At 38.1% G+C, this 27000-nt stretch carries 6 protein-coding genes; 5 read left to right on the forward strand and 1 reads right to left on the reverse strand.

What is annotated here, in order from left to right; all coding sequences use genetic code 11:
• Positions 1–4: 4 nt before the first annotated feature.
• Complete coding sequence (locus tag DB891_RS01875) at positions 5–1141, reverse strand: DNA polymerase III subunit (protein WP_116759999.1); 1137 nt, start codon at positions 1139–1141, stop codon at positions 5–7.
• 409 nt (positions 1142–1550) lie between these two features.
• Between DB891_RS01875 and DB891_RS01880 the strand changes: the two genes are divergently transcribed.
• The 5 genes from DB891_RS01880 to DB891_RS01900 all read left to right on the forward strand — a co-directional run bounded on the left by DB891_RS01880 (position 1551) and on the right by DB891_RS01900 (position 26997).
• Entirely contained in the window at positions 1551–1997 is a 447-nt protein-coding gene (locus DB891_RS01880; protein ID WP_116760341.1) for a hypothetical protein, read from the forward strand.
• A 125-nt stretch (positions 1998–2122) separates the two neighbouring features.
• A complete protein-coding gene (locus DB891_RS01885; protein ID WP_116760001.1) occupies positions 2123–3409 on the forward strand; it encodes a hypothetical protein in 1287 nt (428 codons plus the stop codon).
• A gap of 118 nt (positions 3410–3527) precedes the next feature.
• Positions 3528–5069 (forward strand): T9SS type B sorting domain-containing protein, encoded by a 1542-nt coding sequence (locus DB891_RS01890; RefSeq protein WP_116760003.1) that lies wholly within the window; start codon positions 3528–3530, stop codon positions 5067–5069.
• A gap of 1 nt (position 5070) precedes the next feature.
• The gene (locus DB891_RS01895; protein WP_116760005.1) at positions 5071–8496 is read left to right on the forward strand and encodes a PorP/SprF family type IX secretion system membrane protein; all 3426 of its coding nucleotides are present in this window, start codon (positions 5071–5073) and stop codon (positions 8494–8496) included.
• Between the two features lie 294 nt (positions 8497–8790).
• Positions 8791–26997 carry a T9SS type B sorting domain-containing protein gene (locus DB891_RS01900; protein ID WP_116760007.1) on the forward strand — a complete coding sequence of 6069 codons (18207 nt, stop codon included), beginning with the start codon at positions 8791–8793 and terminating at the stop codon, positions 26995–26997.
• Positions 26998–27000 lie beyond the last annotated feature (3 nt).

The following is a 27000-nucleotide window of genomic DNA, read 5'->3' on the forward strand; positions in this document are numbered from 1 at the left end:
TTTATTATTTTTTATGGATTAGACGAGTGAGTTTTATGGATAAATCAGTTAAAATTATTTTTGCATTTCCATTGCGTTCAATATGATACATAGCATCGGATAGTTCTTTGAAAATGTCATTGATGTTATTTCCGTTTACAAAAGGGGCGAAATTTTCCAGTTTGAATTTTTCAACCTTTGTTTCTATGTAAACCAGTTTTTTGGTTTGATAATTCTCGAGCAATGCTTGGCGGAACATTTCGATACAAAATTGCAGGAATTTTTTCTGTGTTTCTCTTCCTAAAGCAGCAATTTGCTCGCTCCATAGAATTAAATCCTGTATCGCTGCAGCATTTCCTTTTGCCTTAAAGGCGGCTCTAACCCAAGTCACAAACCATTGTTCAAAAGGAAATTCGTCATTGTCATCCTGTAACAGATGTAATGCTTTAGAATAGTTACCCTGTGCTTGATGCGCAACCTTTATCGCTAGTTTTGGGTCAATTTGTTCTCGTGCAATAAGGGCATCTGTGATGGTTTGTTCACTTAAAGCATTAAAATGCACGATTTGACAACGAGATCGAATCGTTTGAATGATATCTTCTTCATTTTCGGAGATTAATATAAATACCGTTTTTTCCGGTGGTTCTTCCAGTAACTTCAGTAATTTATTGGAAGCTGCGGTGTTTAGCTTATCCGCCATCCAAATAATCATGATCTTATAACCTCCTTCGTATGATTTTAATGCCAATGATTTAAGAATCTCTTGGGCATCATCTACACGGATCTCTCCTTGTTTATTTTGCACACCCAATTTTGCATACCAATCAAATAAACTTCCGTATGGATTCTCCATTAAAAATTCCCTCCAATGGTTTATGAAATCGATACTCTTCGGTTTTTGTTTCACCTCTTCTGTGGTTACGGTTGGGTAAACAAAATGAAGATCAGGGTGGGATATTTTTTGAAATTTCAGAACGCAAGATTCTTTTAACCCTCCAGTATTATTGCAAAGCACATACTGTGAATAGGCGATTGCCATGGCCAAAGTACCACTTCCTTCAGGGCCAACAAATAATTGTGCATGAGGAATTCTTCCTGAATCGGCACTTTTTGTTAAATGATTTTTAATGTAATCTTGTCCTAGAATTTCTGAAAATTGCATGAAGCAAAGATAGAAGAAAATGATTTAGTCAAAAATAATCCATTATAAAGTTTATATAAGTTTTTAAACCAAATACTAAAAGGGATCGTAAAAAGGGTACTAAAATTAATGTTTTTTATAATATCAGCCGGTCAACTGTTAATAACTTTTGTATTATTATTAACAACTAAATTTTTCATTGTTCTGTCAATGTTGTTTTAATAAGATAAGTAGTGTTATTTGTTAAGTTTTTTTGTTAATTATTTTTTTTAAAGATTTAATAATTACACCGACAAAGTGTTGGTTTTACTCGCTATAATGTACATTTTGCCTTGTTTTTATCTTAAAATTGACTTTAAAAAAATTCTCAGGACTTGCAAATTCAAAATATTTGTATATTTTTGTTTTATTAATTAAATATTTCAATGTTATGAGAGGGAAAATTATTTTTTTCAGTATTTTTATGTTAGCGTTAAGTTCTAAAGGATTCGCTCAAGCAAAACAAAACATGCCAAAAAGTATTATAAGTACAAGTGCAGCGGTACGTACTTATCATGACGATAAGACTCTGAGAGCAATGTCAAAAGGAGAATTGGTAGAATTGTACATCGAGCGTATGAAGGTTATTGTAAGAACATTACCTAATATTGCCTTGGCTACAAAGCCTGGTGTAACTTTGACTGATCTTGGTATTCCAGCTGATGATGTAAACAAAAAGGCATTAGATTTAGAAACAGAGGCAACAAATGTGTATTTAGATGTAACGGTTGATTTTTTAAGAAAAATGCTTCCGTATTCTGATAAAGGTCAATTAGTGACTATGGTTTTGTTCTATGAGCAAACATTGAAGTCATTGCATGAAGTTGAACATCAATAAAAAAAAATTTTTTAGTAAAGATGTAACAGTCTTTACTAATTTTTTTGATCTTTTACTCTTTTAATGAGGTTATAAACTCTTACCTACAGAGTTCAAATATTAATAATTTAATCCCCCCCGAACCTATGAAAAATGTGTTTCTAATTATATGGGTTTTCCTTGCTGTTGTTTGCAATGTTAATGCTCAACAAGAGAAGGGAATAATAGGATCAAGCAATTGGTTAAACAACTGGACTGAATTTAAACCTGGTAAAGCAGATTACGGAGAAGCTACTCAGATTCTTGCCGGTAATATTGCTGTGAATACTAAATTGGTAAAAAAAGAAGTTTACATTATTCAAGGTAATGTATATGTAACCAATAATGCGATCCTTACTATTGAACCTGGTACCGTAATTCTTGGAGATTCCGAATCAAAAGGAACTTTGATAGTAACTAAAGGAGCACAATTGATTGCAGAAGGTTTAGAAACAGATCCTATTGTTTTTACTTCAAATAAATCGCTAAAAAAAGCAGGTGATTGGGGAGGAATTGTTATTCTTGGTGACGCTCCAATTAATAAATTTGGAACCTATTCTTCTGTTAATTACGATTTGGATCCTTCATTAACTACTTATGGTGGTTTGAATCCAGCAAGTTCTTCAGGGGCTTTAAAATTTGTTAGAATTGAATATGCAGGTAAAAAGCCAAGAGGATTGGAAAATTTTAATGCTCTTTTATTAGGGGGAATTGGAAACAAAACAATTTTAGAAAACATTATGGTGAGCTATGCTGCTGGAGATGCATTCGAAGTTCTTGGTGGTGAGCCTATAATGACTAAAATGGTTTCGTATAAGTCTAATGGAATAGATTTTAAATTTACTTTGGGATCACAGGCTAAAATTGACAACTCCTTAGCTGTAAGATCTTCTTATTTAACTAGCAGTAGTGGTTCTCGTTGTTTAGATGTTTCTTCTTATGCAAAAAAAGAAGAAGTAGATTTTACAAAAAAGCAAACACTTGTTACAGCTACGAACTTGACCTTGGTTAATGATAGTGAAAATATCGATGCAGATATTAAAGCGGGTTTGGTTAAAGAAGCGGTTTACGTAAGTGAAAATTCTTCTTTGGTTTTACGCAAAAGTGTAATTTCAGGTTTTAATCCAGCTGTTGTTTTAGACAATAAAATTGAAATTAACGATAAGAATCTTAAAAAGATACGTATCGAGGAAATGTACATAAACTTCTGTAATGGAAATATATTTACGGAAGGATCTGATAATAATGAAGATTTAGAAGGGTATTACGGTAACAGTGTGTTTTTTAATTTGTATTCTAAAACAACCAATTTAGAAACATTTAATGACTTTGCAAATCCGAAAAGACCAGATTTCAGATTGGCTCTTTCTAAATTCACAGCTTCTTCAAAATAAAATTAAAGTTATAATGACTTTGTAGTAAAATGAAAGTTAAACCTATACAAAGGTTTTACTTTCATTTTACTACTTAATATAGGTTGTTATAATTGCTTAATTTTAAATGCTATTTACTATGTCAAGCAAAACTACATCCCTTTTTTCTTTAAATACATTATTAAATTTTTTAATGTTGTTGCTGTTGCCTTCAACAATATTATTGTTTGCTCAAACCCCAACCATCACCCCCCAAAAATTACCGTTTGATAAGATTTGTGCCGGTGGACTAACTCCAGACCCAATAAAGTATCCAGGAGAATTTTTTAATCATTATCAGGCTAATTTTAAAATTAGCGGTTTTGACCCTAGCGTAATCTTTGTAGTAGAGCTTTCGGATCCTTCTGGTTCTTTTGTGACAACCCAAACCGCAACTACAGCTTTACCACGGTTAGCGAATACTCCTCCAGACACGGCAACGGATAAATGGCTAACATTTGCAGTCCCCACTAATTTAGTGGGATCGGATACCTATCGATTAAGGGTAAAAAGTTCTACAGGTATCACAAGTAGCAATTTTAACATTGGTGTTTCAGGTAGCGTGCAAGCGCTTACAGCGTACTATAAACCCTATATTAATCCTTTTGCGATTAATAATAATCAACCTACATTGAGTTTTTGTAACGGTAGCAGTGTAACTTTAACAATTTACAATCCAACTCCAGCTATTCCAACTTCATCTCCTGCCAATTACCCTCAATTAAAATACAAATGGTACAAAGACGGTGTCTTAATTCCGGGCGAATCTGGTATTTCCTTATCCGTAAGTTCTAATGGAGAGTATTATGCCGAACTTAATTATGGTATCTGTTCTGATGTTAATTATAGCTCACAGCGAGTTACTGTAACGGGCACTTCCGGAAATGGGGCCACGATTACCTCTAGTTCAGGTAACCCTTTTTGTTCCAGTTTAGGTAATACAACTTTAACAGCTACTGCTGGTAATACGTATGTTTGGAAAAAAAATAATGTAGTTATTGTTGGAGCTACTGCTCGAACATATCAAACCAATTTATCAGGTATTTACACTTGTGATGTTGATTTTGGCGGATGTAAATCCACAGGAACTGTCGATTTAAAAGTGTTTGAAATCAGTAGCACCATTTCCGGTGTTGATGAAGGCAAGGTAAATAAAATACCAGAAGGAGAAACAGTATCCATAACAACAACCACAACAGCGGTTTCACCAAGCTATCAATGGCTTCTTAATGACTCCACGATTCCTGGCGAAACTACAAGTTCATTAGACATAACTGCAGAAGGAAAATATAAAGTAATTATTACTCAAACCTCCGGCTGTCAAGTAAGCGACGAATTTAGTTTTGAAGTTTCATACCAAACCAATTTGAATGTGCCGCAAATAGCTAATATCGTTTCTCCTAATAATGACGGTGCCAATGACACTTGGATTATTCCTGATCAATATATTAGCGGTACCAATACCCAAGTGATGATTTTAAACTCATTGGGTGAAATAGTTTACCAAACCGATAATTATGATAATTATAATGGTTGGCCACAAACCACCATTAAATTCAGTAATTACAATCCTGTTTATTATTATATAATTACTCCTAATGGTCAATCAGCCAAAAAGGGTTCGATAACTCTTGTGAAATAATATGAAAAATTTTTTTTTAAGTGTTTTCTTTTTTTTCTGTTCTATTCAATTTTTTTATTCACAAGAAGATGGGGTTGTTTCTTTCGTAATTCCTCCCGGAAACTCTTTGAAATTTAATTCATTTGCGATCAATCCTACTTTTAGTTTTGTAAGACAGCAAAGTTCCTACATTACTCTTTTTAACAAAAGTCAATGGACAGGATTCGAAAACGCACCCAAAACCTATTTATTAAGTTATTCTGGACGTTTCAAAGAAAATGAAGGTTTGGCTTTGGGTGTCTTTCAGCAAAATTATGGTGCTTTAACCACTTTTGGTCTTATGGCTAACTTTGCCCATAATATTATTCTTCAAGAAGATAGTAATTTGACATTTGGTGTCAATTTAAGCGGTTACAAAAGTGGTTTAAATAGCGGAAAAGTAATTTCTAATTTCCCAGATTCCTCACTAGATAACATTCCTTCCAATACTTTAATGGTAGTTTCACCTGGAATCAATTATGGCACTGCTTTTTTTGATTTTGGTCTTGCTTATAATAACTTAGTAACTTATAATTTAAGTTCAGGTCTATTAAAAGACGATCCTAACAGTGGGATTCAAGCTCATGTTATGTATACAGGATTCCTTGATTCTTACGGTTTTTTTGACAAAAGCAAATTTTCCGGTATCGTAAAAACCGAGTTATATAAAGAACAAGCAGTTGTTTCTGGATCGGCTGTGTTTACTATTCCTAAAGGGATTTGGGCTCAGGCGGGTTATAACTCCGTTTTAGGAATATCTGCTGGTTTAGGATTCAATATTACACCAAAAATCGCATTTGAATACTCTTACGGAATGGGATTGGGTGATATTTCAAACTTAGGGGCATCCCATATTCTTGTTTTAGCCTATAAACTTAAAAACAATACTTATGATTATGGCGATGATGAAGAAGAAGGTGCTATTATTTCTCCTGCTGAAGTAAAGAAAACAGTAGTTGCAAAACCAAAACCGGATACAAAAGCGGTTACCTCCTCACAAGCTCAAGTCGCTGCTGCAAAAGCTAAGCTAGCAGCTGCTGCAAAAACCAAAGCGGATGCTCAGCAAGCTGCTGCTGCAAAAGCAAAACTAGCTGCGGATGCTAAAGCTAAATCGGATGCAGAAGCCGTTAATGCTAAAAATAAATTAGCTGCAGATGCTAAAGCTAAAGCAGATGCTGCTGCGGCTCTAATTATAGCCAATAAAAAACCTGTAAGCGCAGTCAATAAAGCGAAACTTGCAGCTGATGCTAAAACTAAAGCGGATGCTGATGCTTCTGCAAAATTAGCTGCGGATGCCAAAGCGAAATTAGATGCACAAGCCCAAGCCAAACTGGCTGCAGATGCCAAAGCGAAAGCGGATGCAGATGCACAAGCCAAACTGGCCGCTGAAGCCAAAGCGAAAGCAGATGCCGAAGCCCAAGCAAAACTGGCCGCAGATACAAAAGCGAAAGCCGATGCAGATGCACAAGCCAAACTTGCTGGTGATGCCAAAGCGGATGCCGAAGCTCAAGCTAAACTAGCTGCAGATGCCAAGGCTAAAGCTGATGCAGAAACTCAAGCCAAACTTGCTGCGGATGCCAAAGCGAAAGCCGATGCTGAAGCCCAAGCCAAACTGGCCGCTGATGCAAAAGCTAAATCAGATGCTGCTGCTCAAGCAAAATTAGCCGCAGACGCAAAAGTGAAAGCCGATGCAGAAGCCCAAGCCAAACTGGCTGCGGATGCCAAAGCGAAAGCCGATGCAGAAGCTCAAGCCAAACTGGCTGCAGATACAAAAGCGAAAGCCGATGCCGAAGCTCAAGCTAAACTAGCTGCTGATGCCAAAGTGAAAGCGGATGCACAAGCTCAAGCCAAACTGGCTGCTGATACAAAAGCGAAAGCGGATGCCGAAGCTCAAGCCAAACTGGCCGCAGATGCCAAAGCGAAATCAGATGCTGCAGCTCAAGCCAAACTTGCCGCAGACGCCAAAGCGAAATCTGATGCCGAAGCCCAAGCCAAACTTGCTGCTGATGCCAAAGCGAAATCTGATGCCGAAGCCCAAGCCAAACTTGCTGCTGATGCTAAAGCGAAAGCCGATGCCGAAGCTCAAGTTAAACTGGCTGCAGACGCCAAAGCGAAATCAGATGCTGCAGCCCAAGCCAAACTTGCTGCTGATGCTAAAGCGAAAGCCGATGCCGAAGCTCAAGCTAAACTGGCTGCAGACGCCAAAGCGAAAGCCGACGCTCAAGCCAAACTGATCGCAGAAGCCAAAGCTAAAGCTGTCGCTGATGCTCAAGCAAAATTAGCTGCAGACGCGAAAGCCAAAGCCGATGCCGAAGCACAAGCCAAACTGGCTGCAGATGCGAAAGCGAAAGCCGACGCTGCTGCTCAAGCCAAACTTGCTGCAGACGCAAAAGCGAAAGTGGATGCCGAAAATCAAGCCAAACTGGCTGCTGAAGCCAAAGCGAAAGCAGATGCAGCCGCCGAACAAGAAAGGCTGGAAGCAGCAGCAGCAGCTAAGTTAGCTATAGAAGCTCTTGCCAAAGCCAAAGCCGATGCCATGCCTAAAGATGAATATGGTAAATCGATGGATAATTTGACTAAAACATTAGAAGATTCTAAAAAGAAACAACAACAGTTGTTAAGTCGATTAGATGCTTCTGTTGCCAATAAAGAAAAAGCCTTAAAAGAATTAAAAGAGGAAAATGACTTAAGCGACAAAGGAATTGTGAAAACTAGCGTGGAATTTAAAAGTACCTCTGGTGAAAATGCTGAATTGGAAGCCATTAGAGCTCAAATAGCGGAAGTGAATAAAGCTCAAAATGCATCTTTGGCGGAGTTTAACAGACTTTATAATGAAAGACTTAAAAAAGCTCCCAAAAATGATTTAATTAATCAAAATTATTTGAGAACGATTGAGAGTTTGAAAGCGGAACAAGCCAAAGCAGAGCAATCTAATGCAGTATTAATTTCGAACTTAGAGCAAATTAAAGTACAAACTGAAATAGAGAAAAAACGTAGAATCAAACGTGCAGCTTCATTGAATGACCAAGATCGATATGTACAAGACTTGGCTACTTTGAAACGAATCAAAGAGACCACTAAAGTAAGTAGCACACCACTGAAAGCGGAAGATTTTGACTTTGGAGATAGTCAATCCAATATGCAGATTATTAAAAACAATAAAAATGTCGAAACTGGCTATTATGTAATATTGGCGGTTCATTCTGATGTACAAAAAAGGGATACTTTTGTGGGCAAAACGGTGGCTGCTGGACAAAAGGAGGTGAATTTCTTCTATGATGCCAATTCTAGTAAGTATTTTATTTACGATGCTAAGTTTGATAATTTGGAAGAAGCCACACAAGCGCTAGAAACCAAAGGCAATAAACCTTATAATGGTAAAATGGTAATTGTTAAGATTGAAAAGTAATTAGTAAGAATAGATTTGTTTAAAAAAAATAATTAAAAAAAAACAATCTATATTGTTATAAAAAGTATATTTTTAGCCTTTTAACTTATGTTTTGTAGTATAAACAGACAAACTGTGAGTTTTTTATAATTAATTGCGATAATAAAAAAATATAACAAAATAAAATGCTGCTTTTTAGTTTTCTAATGATAGAATTTTAGCAGCATTTAAAATTTAATTAAAAAATGGTTTCCTTTTACTCTATTCTTTTGCCCCAAAGAATAGAGTAAAAGGAAATTCCTAAATATTATATACATGAAAAAACCTACTTTTTCGAAATTTTCTTTTGTTGCTTTTTTGTTTTTATTTAGTTTTTACTCATTTGGGCAAAATCTAGTCCCCTTTAACGTTAGATACAATACCACTATTAAAGGCGATATGCTTTTGATAGGGAATAACTTACTTAGTGTTGATCCTACAGCAGCATATGATAATGTTGATAATGCTAATGGTGATATCGATTGCCCAGGCTTGATAAATGTGGATATTGATGGAGATTCAAATACGTTTAATTCCAGTAGTGCTGATTTAACTGTTCCAACTACAGGTACTACCAAATGCTATAAAATTAAATATGCTGGATTGTATTGGGGAGCTGTAAGAAATGGTACTGCCCCTATTACATCGATAAAATTTAAAGTACCTGGAGCGACGACGTATGAAGTATTAACGGGAACTAAAATTTATTCTAAAACGGGTAAAGGAACTGGACAAAAAAATATTTTTGAACCATCTGATGAGCCTGGTGCGGTCGGAATGCAGAACGAATATGCCAAATTAGGCCCCAAACCCAAACCTATACCGGTGACTTGTGATAATACTACAGGCGCAGGTTCCTATGCCTGTTACGTCGATGTAACCTCTTATTTAAATTCGACAAATCCAAATGGGACATACACAGTTGCGGATGTATCGACAGCAATAGGGACTAATGGAGGTACAGGTCTTTCTGCAGGTTGGTCTCTTTACATTGTATACGAAGATCCGACAATGACCAGTAAAAACATTACATCTTTTGATGGTTTTACGTTTGTCAGTAGTGGAAATTCTCAGGACATTAATGTTTCCGGATTTAAAACAATTCCTACGGGTCCTGTTCGCGCAAAATATGCATTTAGTGCATTAGAGGGTGATAAACCTTATGATGGTGATTATTTATCAATTAATGGAACAATCATTGACGCAACTAATAGTGCAAATAAAACAATCCGACCTAGTGACAATTTTTTTAATAGCTCAGTTTCTTATATCAATCCCGTAACGAAAACACCGGAACTCTTTACAACAAGAAATCCAAATAGTTCGAATACTTTAGGATTTGATGCAGGGATTATAGAGGTTCCCAATTCAGGTAATACTGTAATTGCGAATGGCGCTACTTCAGCTACAATCCATTTGGATAGTGATTGGGATCTTTATTACTTTTATTTTAATGCGTTTTCGGTTGAAATCATTGAACCTAAAATTGTACTTACCAAGGTCGTTCAAGATAAAGCAGGGAAAGATATCGGGAATAAGAATGTGACACGTGGGGACGAACTTTATTATGTTATCGGTGTTACAAATTCAGGCAATGATGATGCGACTTCTTTAACTATTCGAGATGTTTTGCCAATAAATACAATTTTTAATTATCCCTCGGATATGAGTCCATTACCCGATGGAGTTACAGTTAAAAGTTACAATGCGACTACAAGAGAGATTGTTTTTGAAATTGAGAATAGAGTTGTTGAGGAAGGGGATGCTACTTTTGAAATTCGTTTCAAAGTACAAGTGGTTCCTGATTGCAACATGTTGAGTGATGCGTGTTCCAATAGTATTGATAATTCTGCTTATGCAACTTATAAAGGGACTTTGAATCCTTTATTTACAATATCTGACGATCCTAGTGTTAATGCCAATTCAGGATGTTTGCTAACTCCAAAAGCCACAAACTTTTTAGTGGGAATGGATGATTGTAAGTATAGCAAAGATATGGTTTTGTGTGGGACAGGTCTTGTTTTAAAAGCCGCTAATGGATACAATACTTATTCGTGGTCTTCCAGTCCTACTGGTTCCCCAGTAATTGGAACAGGGCAAACATTTACCGCAACTACAGCAGGTACGTATTATGTGCACAATACCGCCGTTGCTCCTTGCTTATCGATAGATCAGGTGTTTAATGTAAGTCTTTTTGGGGCTACAACTCCGAATCCATTGTTGCTTTTTGTAGATCAAGAGGTAATTTGTACCAGTGGTGGAAAAAAATTGCACAATATCTTTTTGTGTGGTGCCAATGATACTCGATTAATTAAGACGGGTGTTTCGGATGGTTCGACCATTGTTTGGGAAAAATTGAATGAAAGTGCTACTTGTCCTGCGGCAACTAACACCACACTATGTGCCAACGAAAGTGGCGCTTGCACTTGGACAGAAATGGGAACTGGTCCCGATTATTTGGTCGATACTTCAGGGCAATTCAGGATAACTCTTACTTATTCTGGAGGATGTTTCGTCCGGTTTTATTTTAATGTTTTCCAGAATTTATTAAAACCAACAGCTACTTCTTCCGATAACTATTGCAATACCCCAGCCAAGATTATTGTGGGGGGTGTTGGTAATGGATATGAATTTAGTCTGGACGGTACAACCTATCAAGCCAGCAATGAATTTCCTAATCCTTCTTTTCCTGTTGTTGCAGCAGGTACATACACTGCTTATATTAGACAAACAGGGGTTGTTAAAGGGTGTGTTTTTAAAGTAGAAGATATTAAAATTCTGGATAAGGTTTTAAAAGTTGCTGCAACTAAAATTGTGCAACCACTTTGTTTTGGAGATAAAGGTTCAATCAAAGTAGCGGCGAATGGTGTTAGAGGACAATATATTTATACGTTATATAAAGATGGTGTTTTTGATCAGAAGTCTGTACTTACAAATGATGATACGTATACATTTGGAAATTTAGACGGTGGTACCACTACCCCTTTGTCTCCAATCACCTATAAAATTGAGGTAACTACTGATGATGGCTGTACGGGTTCTGTAGATGTACAATTAATTATGCCGGACTTACTGAAAGCTACGTCTTCGCTTACAAAACCATTTACATGTACAGATGGAGAAGTTACAATAAGCCCAGTTGGAGGAACTTCACCGTATGTTTATAATGTGAATAGTGCTTCTGCCAACCAATCTGTACCTGAAATTGTAGTTAAGAATCCATTGCCAGCCGCTGGAATTTATAATGTTGAAGTGATTGATTATAACGGCTGTAAAGCTAAAACGGCAATTACGGTAAGTAATATTCCAAAACCGGAGTACACCGTTTCAAAAAACGATATCCAATGTTACGGAACTAAATCGGGCGAAATCAAATTTAATGTAACCAATGAGTATGGCTATACCTTATCTTATGGTATTAGTATTGATAATGGAATAACCTATACGTATGCAAGTCCTGCAAACGCGACCCTTTCGAATCTTGCAGCCGGTGATTATTATGTAATGCTAAAATATTCGATGAGCGGTACAGATTGTTTAGATACACCGCAAAAAATAACGATAACGGAACCAGTTGCTGCTTTAACGGCATCTGCGGGAGTATCTGAACTGGCGGGATGTGGTCCAGGTACAGTACAATTTCCTAAAGACGACGGAAAAATCCGCATTACCAACCCTCAAGGCGGGACACCATTTGCAGGGCCAAATCCATATTTGTATAGTTTCGATAATCAGAATACGTGGGTCCCTACGAATGATTATTATATGCCTGTGGGTATTTACACTGTTTATATCAAAGATGCTAATGGGTGTATATTTCCTATGCCAAACATTACCATCGATCCCAAGCCGGTAGATCCTACAATTGACGTTTCATCGCCTGCTTTCAATTGTAATGGGACGGCAAGTAGCACGATAACGGTTACTAATCCAGCCAGTGCGGTGTATGATTATACCTATTCGCTGGATGGGACGGCTAATGGTAACGTGCCTGCTAATGTTTTTGTCGGGGTTCCGTCTGGGGCGCATACCGTAAATGTGGGGTATGTATTAAAAAGTGTTACCACGTTCAGTAATTTGCTGAATGAAGATTTTGGTACAGGTTCAGAAATTTCTTCACCGGGTATTAATCCTGCTTTTTGCTGGGAGAGGCAAAACTTTTTGACTTGTGATAAAAACGGAACTTTAAATAACGGAGAATATACGGTTACTAATACTCTAAAGAATAGCCCATGGCCTGGCTGGAATAATCCGGTAGACCATACGACCGGTAGTGCAACCGGTAGGTATATGGCTGTTGATGCAGGGGTCGCTATACCAGCGGGCGCAGTGTTGTACCGAAAACAAATCAAGGATGTTATCCCAAACCAACCGATACAAGTTAAATTTTTTGCCACAAATTTATTAAAAGTAGGAAATACACAACCAAATGCCTCTTTAACAGTTGAAGTACAAACGAGCTCAGGAACGGCTTTGTCATCAAGCTCTACTGGAGGGATTCCTAAAACAAATGGTTGGGTTGAATTTAACAGAACTATAAATCCAGGAAACAATACTACTTTAGATTTTGTATTAAAATTAGATAATCCAGGTATTGATGGGATTGATTTTGCTGTAGATGACATTCAAGTCTATCAGCTTCCCAAAGCCTGTGTTACCCAAAAAGACTTTAAAATAGTAGTGGCCAGCAACCAAGCTTTTGCGGCTTCTGTTACGGGAACTTCCGACATGAGTTGCGCAGGATTGAGTGATGGAAAAATTATTATAGCAGCTCAAAATTTTAATACTACTACTGGTTTTGAGTATTCTAAAGATGGTATCACTTGGCTTACTTCTACCACTTCGCCAGTAACTCTTATCGACTTAGGATCAGGGGCTTATGTGTCGCAAGTGCGTTATAATGCGGCGGGTGCTTGTACATTGACGTTAACGCAACAAACCATTAATGCTCCTGCGCCTATAGTGGTAAAAACGACTCCAACGGTAGCTACTTGTCTTCCAAATGGTGGCGCTACGGTAGATGCGACAGGTACAATGGGAGGAACGGGTGCTTATACTATTCAGTTGGTAAATACCGTGGCTCCTCTTACTGTAACCAATTTTCCTTCTACTTTAATTTTAAATAATGTTGCTCCAGGAACGTATACTATTGTGGTTAGGGATGCCAATGGTTGTAAACCAACCACAGACCCTACTATAACAATTGCACAACCTGCAGCCCCAACTGCGACTATAGATCCTACCTCTAATTTGTGTTTTGACCCTACCACGGGTGCCAATATCACTGTAAATGTAATAGGAGGAGTAGGGCCTTATACCTATAAATCAATATTGAATGGAGGTACGCCAAGTGGCGCCAGCGCCACTTTTGATGGCCCACCATTCCCAGCCAAATTTACTTATAATACTACCGTTACCGGTACGTATGCTTTTGAAGTTACGGATAGTTATGGTTGTAAAGTAACAACGGCTGATCAAGTTATTAATGATAAATTGACGGCAGGTGCTGCTGTAACAACTGCTTTAGACTGTGATGCTGCACCAGCCAATCGAGCTGTCATTACTGGAACAGTTTCTGGAGGTAAAGCACCATTTGTGGTTACGCTTCTTTCTGGAGTGGGACCGGGTACTTTGGTACAACCCGTTGGAAATGCAACTACTTTTACCTATACTACAGCGGTTGCAGATACTTATAAATTTCAAATTAAGGATGCCAATAATTGTTTAACTACCAGTGAGGCTACAATTAATTCATTGGTTGCTATTACTTTAGCTACTGATAATGTAAACCCAAAATGTAATGGTTTTTCGGATGGAAGCATACAATTGAATCCAGGAGGAGGATCAGGTGGATTTACTTACAGCACAGACGGGATTACTTATAATAGTACCTCATTTTATAGCTCATTAAGTGCTGGAGTAGCATACACCTATTATGTAAAAGACAGCAATAAGTGTACAAAAAGCATAACAGTTACTTTAACAGCACCAGCTTTTATCACTGGAACGGCAAAAATAACCACACCTTATACCTGTGATGGTCCAGGAGAAATTACGGTTTCAGCTGTTTCAGGAGGAAATGCAGGCGGATACAACTATACGCTTTATCGAGGAGCTGTTGCTGTTGCAGGGCCACAATCAGGTGTCGGAGCCGATGTTTTTAAAAATTTAAGTGTTCCGGGGAATTATACCGTAACTATTACGGACACAAAAGGATGTTCTTTTACCACAACGCCTGCGTTAACTATTGATGCTTTAAATGGTCCAACGGATTTAGATTTTACCTATAAAACTTTTAACTGTAGTGACAATACTTCCGCATTCAATGTTAATTTACCATCTGGAGCTGGTGGTCAAACACCAGTAAAATTTCAAATAATTGGTGTTCCGGCATCTATTGCAGTTGGTTCCCTACTATACATCTTTTTGACCCAGCCCAATTCGGATGGACAATATTCGGGAGTCCCAGAAGGAGCTTACAAATTTCAAATAACGGATAAAAACAACTGTACGTACACAGAGGTTTATAATCTGATACCTGACCCTCCAATTGTGGTTACAGGAAAGTTGATCAATAATGTCAAATGTAAAGGCTCTGCAACGGGTTCTGTAGAATATTCAGTTTCTGACTTTGCCACCACTTATTCTTATACCATAAATGGAGGGGCATCTTCTGGTGCTGTAAACACTCCAAAAATTACACTGACTAATTTATCAGCAGGAGATTATACCATTAGTGTTACGGACAAAAAAACGGGTTGTGTTAGAACAGCAAAGGTTACTGTATCTGAACCAACAGATGCATTAACTATAGATTCAATTGACAAATCAACAATTACTTGTTTGGCGACAAAAAGTAATGTAGATATCAACACAACTGGTGGTTGGGGCGGTAACAGTTATACCGTTACGGGAACTGCGCCTGCAGTAACGGCTGTTACTCAAGGAACCAAAACTTTTGTGGGTCTTGCAGCAGGTGATTATACTGCTACTGTTAAAGATTTGAATGGATGTATTGTGACACAGAACTTTACAATAAATCCAGTAGTAGGGATTACCGCTGCTATTGGAGTTTCCGATTTTTGTTATGACAGTGCCGATAAAGCGACTCTTGTCGTTTCTCCAAATACGTTTGCAAATTATGAGTACAGTATCAATAGCGGTACGCCTAAAGGAGATGGTACTTTTAATAGTCTTACTCCGGGCAGCTATACCATTCGTGTAACGGATAAAGTTACAGGTTGTTTTAAAGATTTATCGGCAACTATAGCCAATCCAGTTTCGGCAAATACTAAATTAAATAAAGATTTAGATTGTGATGCGACTAACCCTAACGCAATTATTGAAGTTACGATTAATGACGGTTACCCTGATTATAAATACAGAGTAAGTACAACTGGACCAACTTTTTCAGGGGGGTATACTACACTTGTAGCAGGACTAAAAACGTTTACTCATACCACTACCACGGGAGCTGCAGCAGCAACTTATGACTTTGAAATCACCGATGCCAAAGGCTGTACAACCATAGTGACGAGAACTATAAATGCTAAAGTATTGCCAACAGCAACTACAACTCCAACGAATCCAACTTGTTTTGGAGGAAATAACGGTTCTATTGTAGTCAATGCCAGTTTAGGATTGGCACCTTATACCTATGAGGTTTCAACAGTTGCTGCTACGGGACCATTTACTGCTATGACTTCTAATTCGTATCCAAATGCTTCAGCAGGGGATTATTGGTTTAGAGTTACAGATGACAAAAAATGTACTTTTACAACTCCAAAAGAAACATTGGTTGCACCTTCGCAAATGACGGCTTCTGCTTCAGTGACTACTCCGTTAAAGTGTAATGCCAGCAATGTGCAACAGGCTGCACTTATTACGGTTACGGCTTCAAATGGCACTCCATTCCCAGGGCCAGATTTTTATAGATACAGTTATAATGGATTGGCTTATGGGACTTCTAATACATTTACTATAAACTCGGCGGGTAACGTAACAATCGATGTTAAAGATGCCAATAATTGCCCTGTAACAGTTACTGGTGGTGTTACGATAGCAGCTTTAAATCCACCTACTGCTATAGCTTTCTCCAAAAACAGAACTATTAATTGTAGTGTATTGGATGCCGATGTAGAGCTTACGGTATCTGGAGGTACTCCGCAATATAAATATGAAATAACGGCACCGGCTGTTGCGACTGCGACTGTTGCAGGTCAAGCAAGCCCATACACCTTTTCAAATCTAACCCCTAGAGTTTACACTTTTAAGGTAACGGACAGTAATGGTTGTACGGTTACCGATACCTATAACCTTACGGCTTCGGGCAAAATTAATGTATCCGGTTCATTAGTGGCGGATGCCAGTTGTAACGGTGTATCCGACGGAAAAATTCAATTTACCGTGGGCGGAACCTATGTAGGTGCTACTGGAGTTCTTACAAATAGTTTGACTGCGGCTGTCGTTAATGTACCAGCTATTCCAATAGGAGGAAATGTATTAAATTTCACCGGTCTTCCAGCTGCGACTTATACGCTTACTGTAACCAATCCTAGTACAGGGTGTAGTGCTACTACATTTGTAGATGTAGCCCAACCTACTGCAGTAATTATAACCAGTATCAAAGCCACCAAAGTTTTCTGTTCTAAACCAATTTCGACCATTACTGTAACTGCTTCTGGCGGAACAGGTCTTTTGTCTTATGCTATTATGAAAACTGGAAATGCTCCTCTAGCGGTCAATTACCTTGCGAGTAACATTCAAACCAAAGATACTAGTGTTGATGGATTGGTTTATGATGTTTGGGTAAAAGATGAAAACGGTTGTCCTGCTATTATGGGAACTGTTTCTGCGGTAAGTGATCCTGCGCCTACGGTTACCGCTAGTGCAGTAGGGCAATGTTTGGGTACTGGGACGTACACTATAACCGCTACCCCGGGTGCTACTGTATTTGGTACACCAACGTATAGTTTAAATGGCGGCGGTTTTGTACCTACTAATACTTTTACCATAACTACAGCGGGTGATTATACTATTACCATAAAAGATGGGAATGGTTGTACAGCACCAAGTAATAAGGTAACGGTTGCTTCTAAATTAACATTAGGGGCCATTTTAGATAAGGATATTACTTGTGCTTTTGCTGCTCCTTTTACTTCTAATGATGCTCAGATAACATTGACAGCAGCAGGTGGTAATGGTGCGTATGCTTATGAATATGATAATGGCGGTGGATTTGTTTCTTTTGCAGGATCAGTTTATAAAACTTTAATCCCAGGTAATTATATTTTTAGGGTTAAAGATGCCAGTGGATGTAGTGTTGTAACTACAGTAGCTATTCCAGTTACTGCTAAAGTAGATCCCGTGATTACAAGTGCCACACCAGATCCATTAAAAAAAATCAATTGTAACGGTGAAGCTACTGCTGCTATTGATATTGTCATCGATAATACGAAAGGACAAGCGCCATTTGTATTTAATGTAAAACAATACACTGATGCTACTCATACAACGTTGGTAAAAGATTTTGGCACTCAAACATCAGGTTTATCAGCTGGGTATTATTTAGTTACAGTTACAGATGCTAAAGGGTGTACGGATACGAAACCCGTAACTATTACTGAGCCAGCACCAATTGTAGTAAAACACCATGAAGTGCCTATTACATGTGGTGCTTTGGGAGTATCTAAAGGTTCAATCATTATTGATAAAATTACAGATGGTGTAAGTGCTCTTGGAGGAACTGGAGGTACAGGACCGTATAATTATTTTGTAACGGGTGTTAATGGCTATAATGCCGTCGAATTAAATAATGCTGGGACTACTTCTATCACTTTTAATGTGGTTGATTTTGGATTGTATCAAATTAACGTGGTTGATGTTAATGGCTGTTCTAAATTAGTTCAAAACGTATTGGTAGCTTCACCTCCAGATGATTTAGATATTAGTGTTATTTCACCCCCAGCAGATTGTTCTACTTCTGGTTCTGCTACGATTTCAATTGGGGCATTAAGTAGTATAACTGGAACTGGACCTTTCTATTTTAGAATATATACGGGACCTGGTGTTTTTTACAATGCTTTAGATCCAACTTGGCTTCCAGAAGCTCCACTAGGTAGTAAAAAAGCGACTTTCCCTAATTTGATACCGGGTGTTACTTACACCTTTATGGTATATGACGCTGATGCAGCCCATGGAGGGACAGGTTCAGGATGTTATTACTACGAAACCTCTTCGGTTCCAATTCCAACTAATTCATTAATAACGGTTAATCCATTAATTGCAAATAATATTACTTGTAAAAATGCTGCAAATGGGAATGTTACTTTTACTATTAACCATCCATACGGTGTTGCAACACCAGTTATTTACCAGATATATAATTCATTGACTGCTGCTGCAGTAGGAGCAGCTGTATCAGATATAGTTCCTGCTAGTGGCTCGTTGATTGTAAATAATTTTGGTGTTTTACCTTTTGGTAATTATTTTGTTTTAGTTAAGGAAGATGTTGGAGCAACTCATGCGGGTTGTAGTAAAGCTTCTGCTTCATTTGATATTACTGAAGCGGCTTTCGATTTGACGATTGATGCGACTGTTTCTAAACAGCCTAATACTTGTAATTTAACTGCGGGTATAATTACAGCTAGCGCAAGTGGAGGAAAAGTTGTTCTTGTAGACCCTACAGACGCTACAATTATTCCTTTACCTTATTTATATCAAATAACGACAGTCAATGTTCAACCCGCAGTAGGAGATCTAAATTGGAATGTTAAGAATACTTTTACTCTTTTGGGAGCTAATACCTATTATATATGGGTTAAAGATGCTTACAATTGTATAAAAATGGATTCTGAAACTTTAATTAATGATGCTGCACCAGTTATAAATGCACTACCAGTAACGGCTGTTTGTCCAGCAGACATGCCAAAAACGATAACAATTTCAGGGACTGTGTTTGCGGGCTCTTCTATAACGTATGCTATAGGTACTGGACTTCCTGCAGTTGCGGTTGCGGGTGCATACAAAACAACTTCGGACTTTGTGCTTACAGCTTCGGGTAATTATACGTTCTTCATAAAAGACGACAATGGTTGTGTTGTAAAAGCACCTTATACTATTAATGAGGAGATTATTCCTAATCTAAAGGTTGATAAACAATTGGATTGTAAAGCAAGTCCTGATGCCAACATTCACGGAGAAGTTGTAGGCGGTCTAGGTACCGGTACATATTCTTATACCGTAAAAATTGGTAGTGGTGCTGTTGGTTCTAGTGTGCCAATTACAGGAACTACTTTCGATTATTCGGCAACCACTTCGGATACTTATACTTTTGTGATCACAGATGGTACTTGTAATGTTACAGAGATTATAAAAGTAGACCCAAAAGTGCCAACCGTATTTGATACTCATATTGTAGATGTAAAATGTTTTGGTGATAATACGGGAAGTATTTCTGTTGATGTAACTTCTGGCGTAGGACCATTTGAATATCAATTGAGCGGAGGTCCAGTTTCTTATGGGTATCAAGATTCAAATCAATTTAATTTGTTGAAATATGGGACAACATATACTGTTACCGTTAGAAGCAAAACAACCTTATGTGAGTATAGTAAGACAGTTACAGTTGGTCAACCTGGTTTAGCTTTAGCAGTTGTTCCAACGATCACCAAATTATCCTGTGATCCAAACAATGCAGCACAAAAAGGTACGGTAAAACTTGTTGTAACTGCAGGAACGGGCACAGGACCTAATTATCAATATAGTTTTAATAATAGTGCTTATGGAACTGCTAATGTTTTTGACGTATTTGATACTGGTTTAGATCAACTAGGAATTCCTTATAAAGTAAAAGACAGTAACAATTGTGAAGTGTCGGGTACTGTAGATATTTTTAAACTTGATCCACCAGTTTTTAATAAGCCTGCATTTAGCCAAACAACGGTTACATGTGTTGCTCTTACTAGTGATGTTATCGTTGCTGTAGATCTTACTCATGGCGTAGGTACACTTAAGTACGAGACCATTGCGCCTTCCCCAATGATTGTCAATAATTTAACAGATCCTAAATTTATTGGTTTAATTCCCGGTGATTATCTCTTCCAAGTAACGGATGCAAATGGTTGTACCGACCAAGTAAGTTACAAGGTTAAGGATGTTACTAAAATCAATCTTCAAGTTACTTCGCAAAGTGATGTCATTTGTGATGCTTCGGCTACGGGAACGGCAAGTTTTGCTGTAACTGGTTTCGGACTTGCAACGTATAGTTGTACGGTAAATGGGTTAGCATTCCCGTTAGTATTGCCAAATTCTAATACTGGAGCAACAATTAGTTTAACAGGATTGGCTGCAAATACTTATATCGTAAGAGTTACGGATAATGTTACTGGATGTTTTGATGAGAAAACAGTAATAATCAAGAATCCTACTCTACCTTTTGCCTTGCTACCTAATACAGTTACGCCTTTGGGTTGTAAAACCAAAGGAGCTGTAACCATCAATGCTACTGGCGGATGGGGTAATTATGTATATACGCTAACTCAGCCGGATTTTTCTACAGTTACCAATACTACAGGTGTTTTTGCAGGTCTTACGCAAATAGGAACTTACAACACTTCCGTAAAAGATGACAATGGATGTACAATTTCAGGAAGTTTTACTTTATTAGACCCTACTCTTGTCAATCCAACCATTTCTTCGGTTGTTGTTTCTTGCCCTACCAACAATCTTTCGACTTTGACTGTAACGGCAGCTTCTGCATCAACTTTTACCTATGCTCCTTTTGGGTATAGCATTGATAATGGAGTAACGTTTCAAGCCTCAAATATTTTCAATAATTTATCTCCGGGTAGTTATGATGTGGTGGTAAAAGATGCTTTTGGATGTGTTTCTGCAGGTACAAATGCCAAAATAGAATCACAACTTTTTGCAACGACACAAAATACTAAAGACATTTTCTGTACAGGAATTGTTAATGGTACTATCAAAATTAGTGCAGTTGGTGGTTATGGTTCTTATACCTATACTTTCTCTAAAGATGGAGCTCCAGTTTCAGCTCCAATAGCATTCCCAATTGGATCTGATACTGCTAACTATACTGTTCCTGATACAGCTCCAGGAAGTTATGCTTTTGTAGTATATGATGCTAAAGGATGTTCGTTTACAATTATAAATGCTGTTGGGATGGTGGCTCCAACTCCAGTAGCTTTAGCTCCTGCTGATATCGTTAAAACGGCTGTAGATTGTAATAGTGCAAATGGTACGAATAACAATGGTACTATAACCGTTAAATTAAGTGCAGGTAATAATAATCCGTCCTACACGTACGCCTTGTCAGGAACTGCTATACGCGCTGCCCAGCCTTCAAATGTTTTCACAGGATTGGCTCCTGGAAGTTATGATGTAACGGTTACTTCGGGTAGAGGTTGTGATGCTACTGTAAATGTGACTATTGCGGATCCCGTGATTGTTGGTGCTGCATCGGTTGTTCCTAATTTTGCGTGTTCTGCCAATGTAGTTCAAGCGACAGCTGTTGAAATTACAGGCTCAGGGGGTACAGGAACTTATAGTTTCAGTAATGATGGTACAAATTATTTTACAAGTAATACTAAGCCAGTTGCTGACAAAAAATATACTTTTAGTGTTGTTGATACGGGCTTACCACAGCCGTTCACGTATTTTGTAAAAGACACCAATGGTTGTATTCAAACGGTAAACGCCACTGTTAATCCTTTCCCTAAATTAGTGTCTGTGATTGCCACAAATGGTCCCGCCATGGATTGCACCATTGCCAACAATAAACAAGAAATGAATGTGGTGATAACTGGCGGTAGCAATACACCGAATCCGTTCACTTACCAAGTCTATCAAGACGGAATTGCTTTTGGATTGCCAAACACATTAGCTGTTGGTGACAATACATTTACCTATAATGCTCCAACGGCAGGTCATTACTATGCATTTGAAGTAATTGACAACAATACAACATGTAGTTTAACTTCAATTGCTTACGACGTTCCATTATTCAATAAAATTAACGTAGTTGCTTCTACAGCAGCTAATGCCAAATGTAAAAATGATGTCAATGGTGCCATTGAAATTAACGTGACAGGTTATTCAGGAACGTATGATTATGAAATTCTTAAAGGAGGAGTTTCTCTTGTTCCAGCTCTTACTGGCTCAGGAGACAGTAGTATTACAAGTTCTTTACTACTTCCTCAAGGATTGGGTGCTGGAAATGATTATACCGTGAAAGTGATAGAAACCGCTTTCCCAAGTTGTCCGGCAACTTCAAATGTTGTTATTATTACTGAGCCTGCAGCTTTAACCCTTAGTAATGTAATCACGGTGGTAAACAAAAACTGTTTCACAACAGGAGCTCAAGTTACCGTGCCTATTACATCGATAGGAGGAGGCACTCCTGATTATATGTATGCGTTTGTGCCAAAGGGTGCATCACCAGCAGGTCTTTACACTTCATCTAATACAAAAACAATTGCTACTACTCAAATAGCTCCTCTATTTGACGAATGGGATGTCTATGTACAAGATGTGAATGGTTGCCCAGTTGTTCAAACTATCCAAGTTACAACGGACCCAATGCCCACAGTTACTTCTATACCAGCTAGCCAATGTGCTAATCCTGCTGGATATACCATCAATGTGACAGGAACTGGTGTAGGAACATTAGAATACAGTCTGGATGGGAATAGTTTCCAAACCAGTACCGTATTTACCGTTGCTTCTCCGGGGACTTATGATGTTACGGTACGTGATGCAAATAAATGTGCCGTTACAGTAGTTGCTGCTTTTACTATCGTTAAACCGCTTGCCTTAAAAGGAGTTGTTTCGAAAGTGAGAAGCTGTAGTGCTGTTAAAGATGGCGAAATTACAGTAACCGCTACAGATGGTTCTGGTCTGCCAAACTATGAGTACAGTATAGGCGCAGGAGCTTATGGTCCGTCTAATGTATTTGGTGGTTTAGCAGCGGGAACGTACACCATGAACGTTAGAGATACAGGAACTCCTTTACCTTTTTGTGTGAAATCAATAGCAGTGACTGTTGATGCTCCTACAGCTGTAACCGGTATGGCTTTGTCTAAAGTTGATGTAAGTTGTAAAGGAAGCAGCGATGGATCTATAAAGGTTGCTTTAGATGCTACGACTTTAACAGTAAATAACAATCCAGATTATAATTTCAGTTTAACGGGTACTACAGTGAATTTAGTTGTTGTAGCTAGACCGAACCAACTTTCTAATGTTTTTGATACTTTAGAAGCAGGAACTTATACTATAACTACAACGTCATCTAGAGGTTGTCAGGATTCAAAAACCATAACTATCGTGGAACCAGCAACTATCGTTGTTCCGGCTCCAGTAGTGGTACAATATGCTTGTTCTGTAGCGACAGCTTCCAATACCATGAACCTAGCAAGTATAACGGTAAATGCTCCGTCGGGAGGTTCAGGAACATACACTGTTTACGAATTTGTAAAAGGAGGTGTCGTTGTACAAAGCGGTAAAAACAATGTGTATAACCAAACTGATTTATCGGGTGGGACTATAACAGTAAATGTATATGATGACAAAGGTTGTATAGGAACGGTTGTAGCTGCACCTATAGATCCATTTGTTAGTATTGATTTTGCGGCTACCGCAATTACGATAACCAAAGGAATTACTTGTGTTAACGACGAGGAAATTAAAGTTAATGTAACCACTACAGGGGCAATGGTGCCAATGCCAACTTTAATTTATAATGTAAAAGGTTTAAGTGCAGGCAGTATCTATGATGTTACGGATCCAACTTCAACAGGTGTTTTCACTGGATTGACTGTAGGGGATTATATGGTTACAGTAACCAACCCTATTACTGGATGCGCTATTCAAAAGATACACTATGTAAATGAGCCAAATACCTTCGACCTGCAAGTGGTCAATAAATCGGATGTGATTTGTTTTGGTTCTAATGAAGGTAGTGTGGAGTTGACTTTTGTTGACAGAAACCCATTGCCGGTTGATGAATCAGGGCCTTATAGCTATATAATTAAAGATGCTGCCGGAGCGACTGTGCGCAACGGAAATAGTACGAATGCGACACCCGAATTAATCACAGGTTTAATAGCAGGTACGTACTCCGTAACGGCTACACTTACCAGTCTTACGGGTCCACAATGTACTACTGCATTAAAAAATTTCACAATCAATCAGCCTGTTCAAATATTGGTGATAAGCGAAACTCATACCCAAATTACATGTGTGACAGGAAACAATGATGGTTCTATTTCGGTTACAGCAGTAGGAGGATGGCCAGGGGATTATCAATTTGAATTGGTGGGACCAGTAAGCAAAACTTGGAGTACAGATATGAATTTCACGGGCTTAACAGTCGGAAATTATACTGTTAATGTAAGAGACAGTAAAGGTTGTATTGCGCCTATAAGCGTTAACTTGACCAATCCAGTTACTATTTTAGCCACTATTGCTGCTGATAAAACGTTATTAAGTTGCTTCGGGGATACCGATGCTACGATAACATTAGATTTAGCCACTCTTTCGGGAGGTTCAGGAAATTATAGGTTTACATTAGAATCTACATTGCCTAACGGAACCATTATACAAAACGGACCACACTTGAGCAATGTGTTTACCAATTTGGGGGCCGGAAGCTATAGGGTATTAGTTTCAGACGATTGGACTTGCTCTAATTTTTCGAATACTGTTGTGATAACCGAGCCAACTATAGTAAAAGCAAGTTTAGTTGTAGCGTCTACTCAAACCTGTACGACTCAAACTAGTCTTACGCTTTCGGCAACTGGAGGTACAGGATTATACAGTTATAGTGCGACTGCTAATTTTGCAGTAGTATTAGGCTCTTTTGTTTCGTCCGTTACATTCCCTGTACCAACTGGAACGTATCGTTTTTATGTGAGAGATGCGAATGGTTGTATCAGTGTTGTTTCTAATGGCATCAAAATAGATCCATTGGTGCCATTGACCATCAAATTAGATGTTACTAATGCGGTGATCAATTGTCGTGGAGATAATACAGGTGTTATTGTAGCCACAGCAAATGGCGCTTTGGGGAATTATGTGTATACATTGCTAGATGATGCCACAAATAATCCAATAGCAGGTGCTGTACAATCAACACCAGGGGTCTTTACACAATTGGTTGCGGGAAGTTATAAAGTGCAAGTAATAAGTGATGATTGTAATACAACATCAGCAACCATTACTATTGCACAACCTGCTTTACCTTTAATTGCTCCATTTATAGTAACTCCTGTTACTTGTAATGGTAATGGCGATGGGAAAATAGTTATCAATGCATCAGGGGGAACCAGTGCAATTAAATATGCTATTTCGGCTAGATTGGATCAGTTTTTTGACATTGGTGTATTTAATAATCTCAAACCGGGTGATTATACGATTGTTACTCAAGACAAGAAAAGTTGCTATATCAATGATTTAGTTACTATTACCGAACCTGATCCGATTAATGTTAGTACGGTGGCCAATTCTATAGTTCCGGAAATTTGCGTTGGAGACAAGAACGGTGAATTTAAAATTGATATTTCTGGTGGAATTGCTCCTTATAGCGTAAATTTGGACAACCCAAATATGGCTACAGCAACACAAGGAACCTTGGGACAAACGCAATTTGACTTTACCAACGGAATAACAGGAGGTGATCATAGGGTTTATATCGCCGATAGCATGGGTTGTCCTACCGAATGGAAAGTAGCTTTACCGCCTGCTATTAATTTAGATCCAAAAGCCAATGTTGCATATGATTGTGTTGATAACGAACCTGGAAATACAGTTGTAGTTACCGTAGATCCTAGTAACACCTTTCTTTCTGATATTGACTATACAATAGACGGACTAACGCCTTTTCAAGCGAGTAATATATTTGCAAATGTGGTACCAGGATTGCACTATGTTGAGGCAAGACACACCAACGGTTGTATTCAAAAATTTGATGGAATTGTAGTCGATAAAGTAGATCCATTATCAATTTCATTAGCACTTGGAGGATTAAATGAAATTGTTGCTACCGTTTCTGGAGGATCTGGTATCTATCAATTGACGTTGAATGGAGAACAATTTAGTACGCAGAATAAATTCATTTACTATAAATCTGGTGATTATACCGTAACGCTTTCTGACAGTTATGGTTGTGTGGTTTCGGCGACTAAGTATTTTGAGTTTATTGATATTGAAATTCCAAAGGTGTTTACGCCTAATGGAAGTGGTACAAATGACCACTGGAAACCCTTAAAGACAGAAAATTATCCAGATATAAAATTTGTAGTGTATGACCGTTATGGTCGTATAGTAGGTGAATTTGGTGCCGGACAATTCTGGGATGGGAATTACAATGGCACCGAGCTGCCAATGGGGGATTATTGGTATGTTTTAAAACTTAGAAACACCAAAGATGATCGTGAATTTGTAGGTCACTTTACTTTGTATCGATAGTCT

Source organism: Flavobacterium laiguense (genome assembly GCF_003097655.1).
GTDB classification, from domain to species: Bacteria; Bacteroidota; Bacteroidia; order Flavobacteriales; family Flavobacteriaceae; genus Flavobacterium; species Flavobacterium laiguense.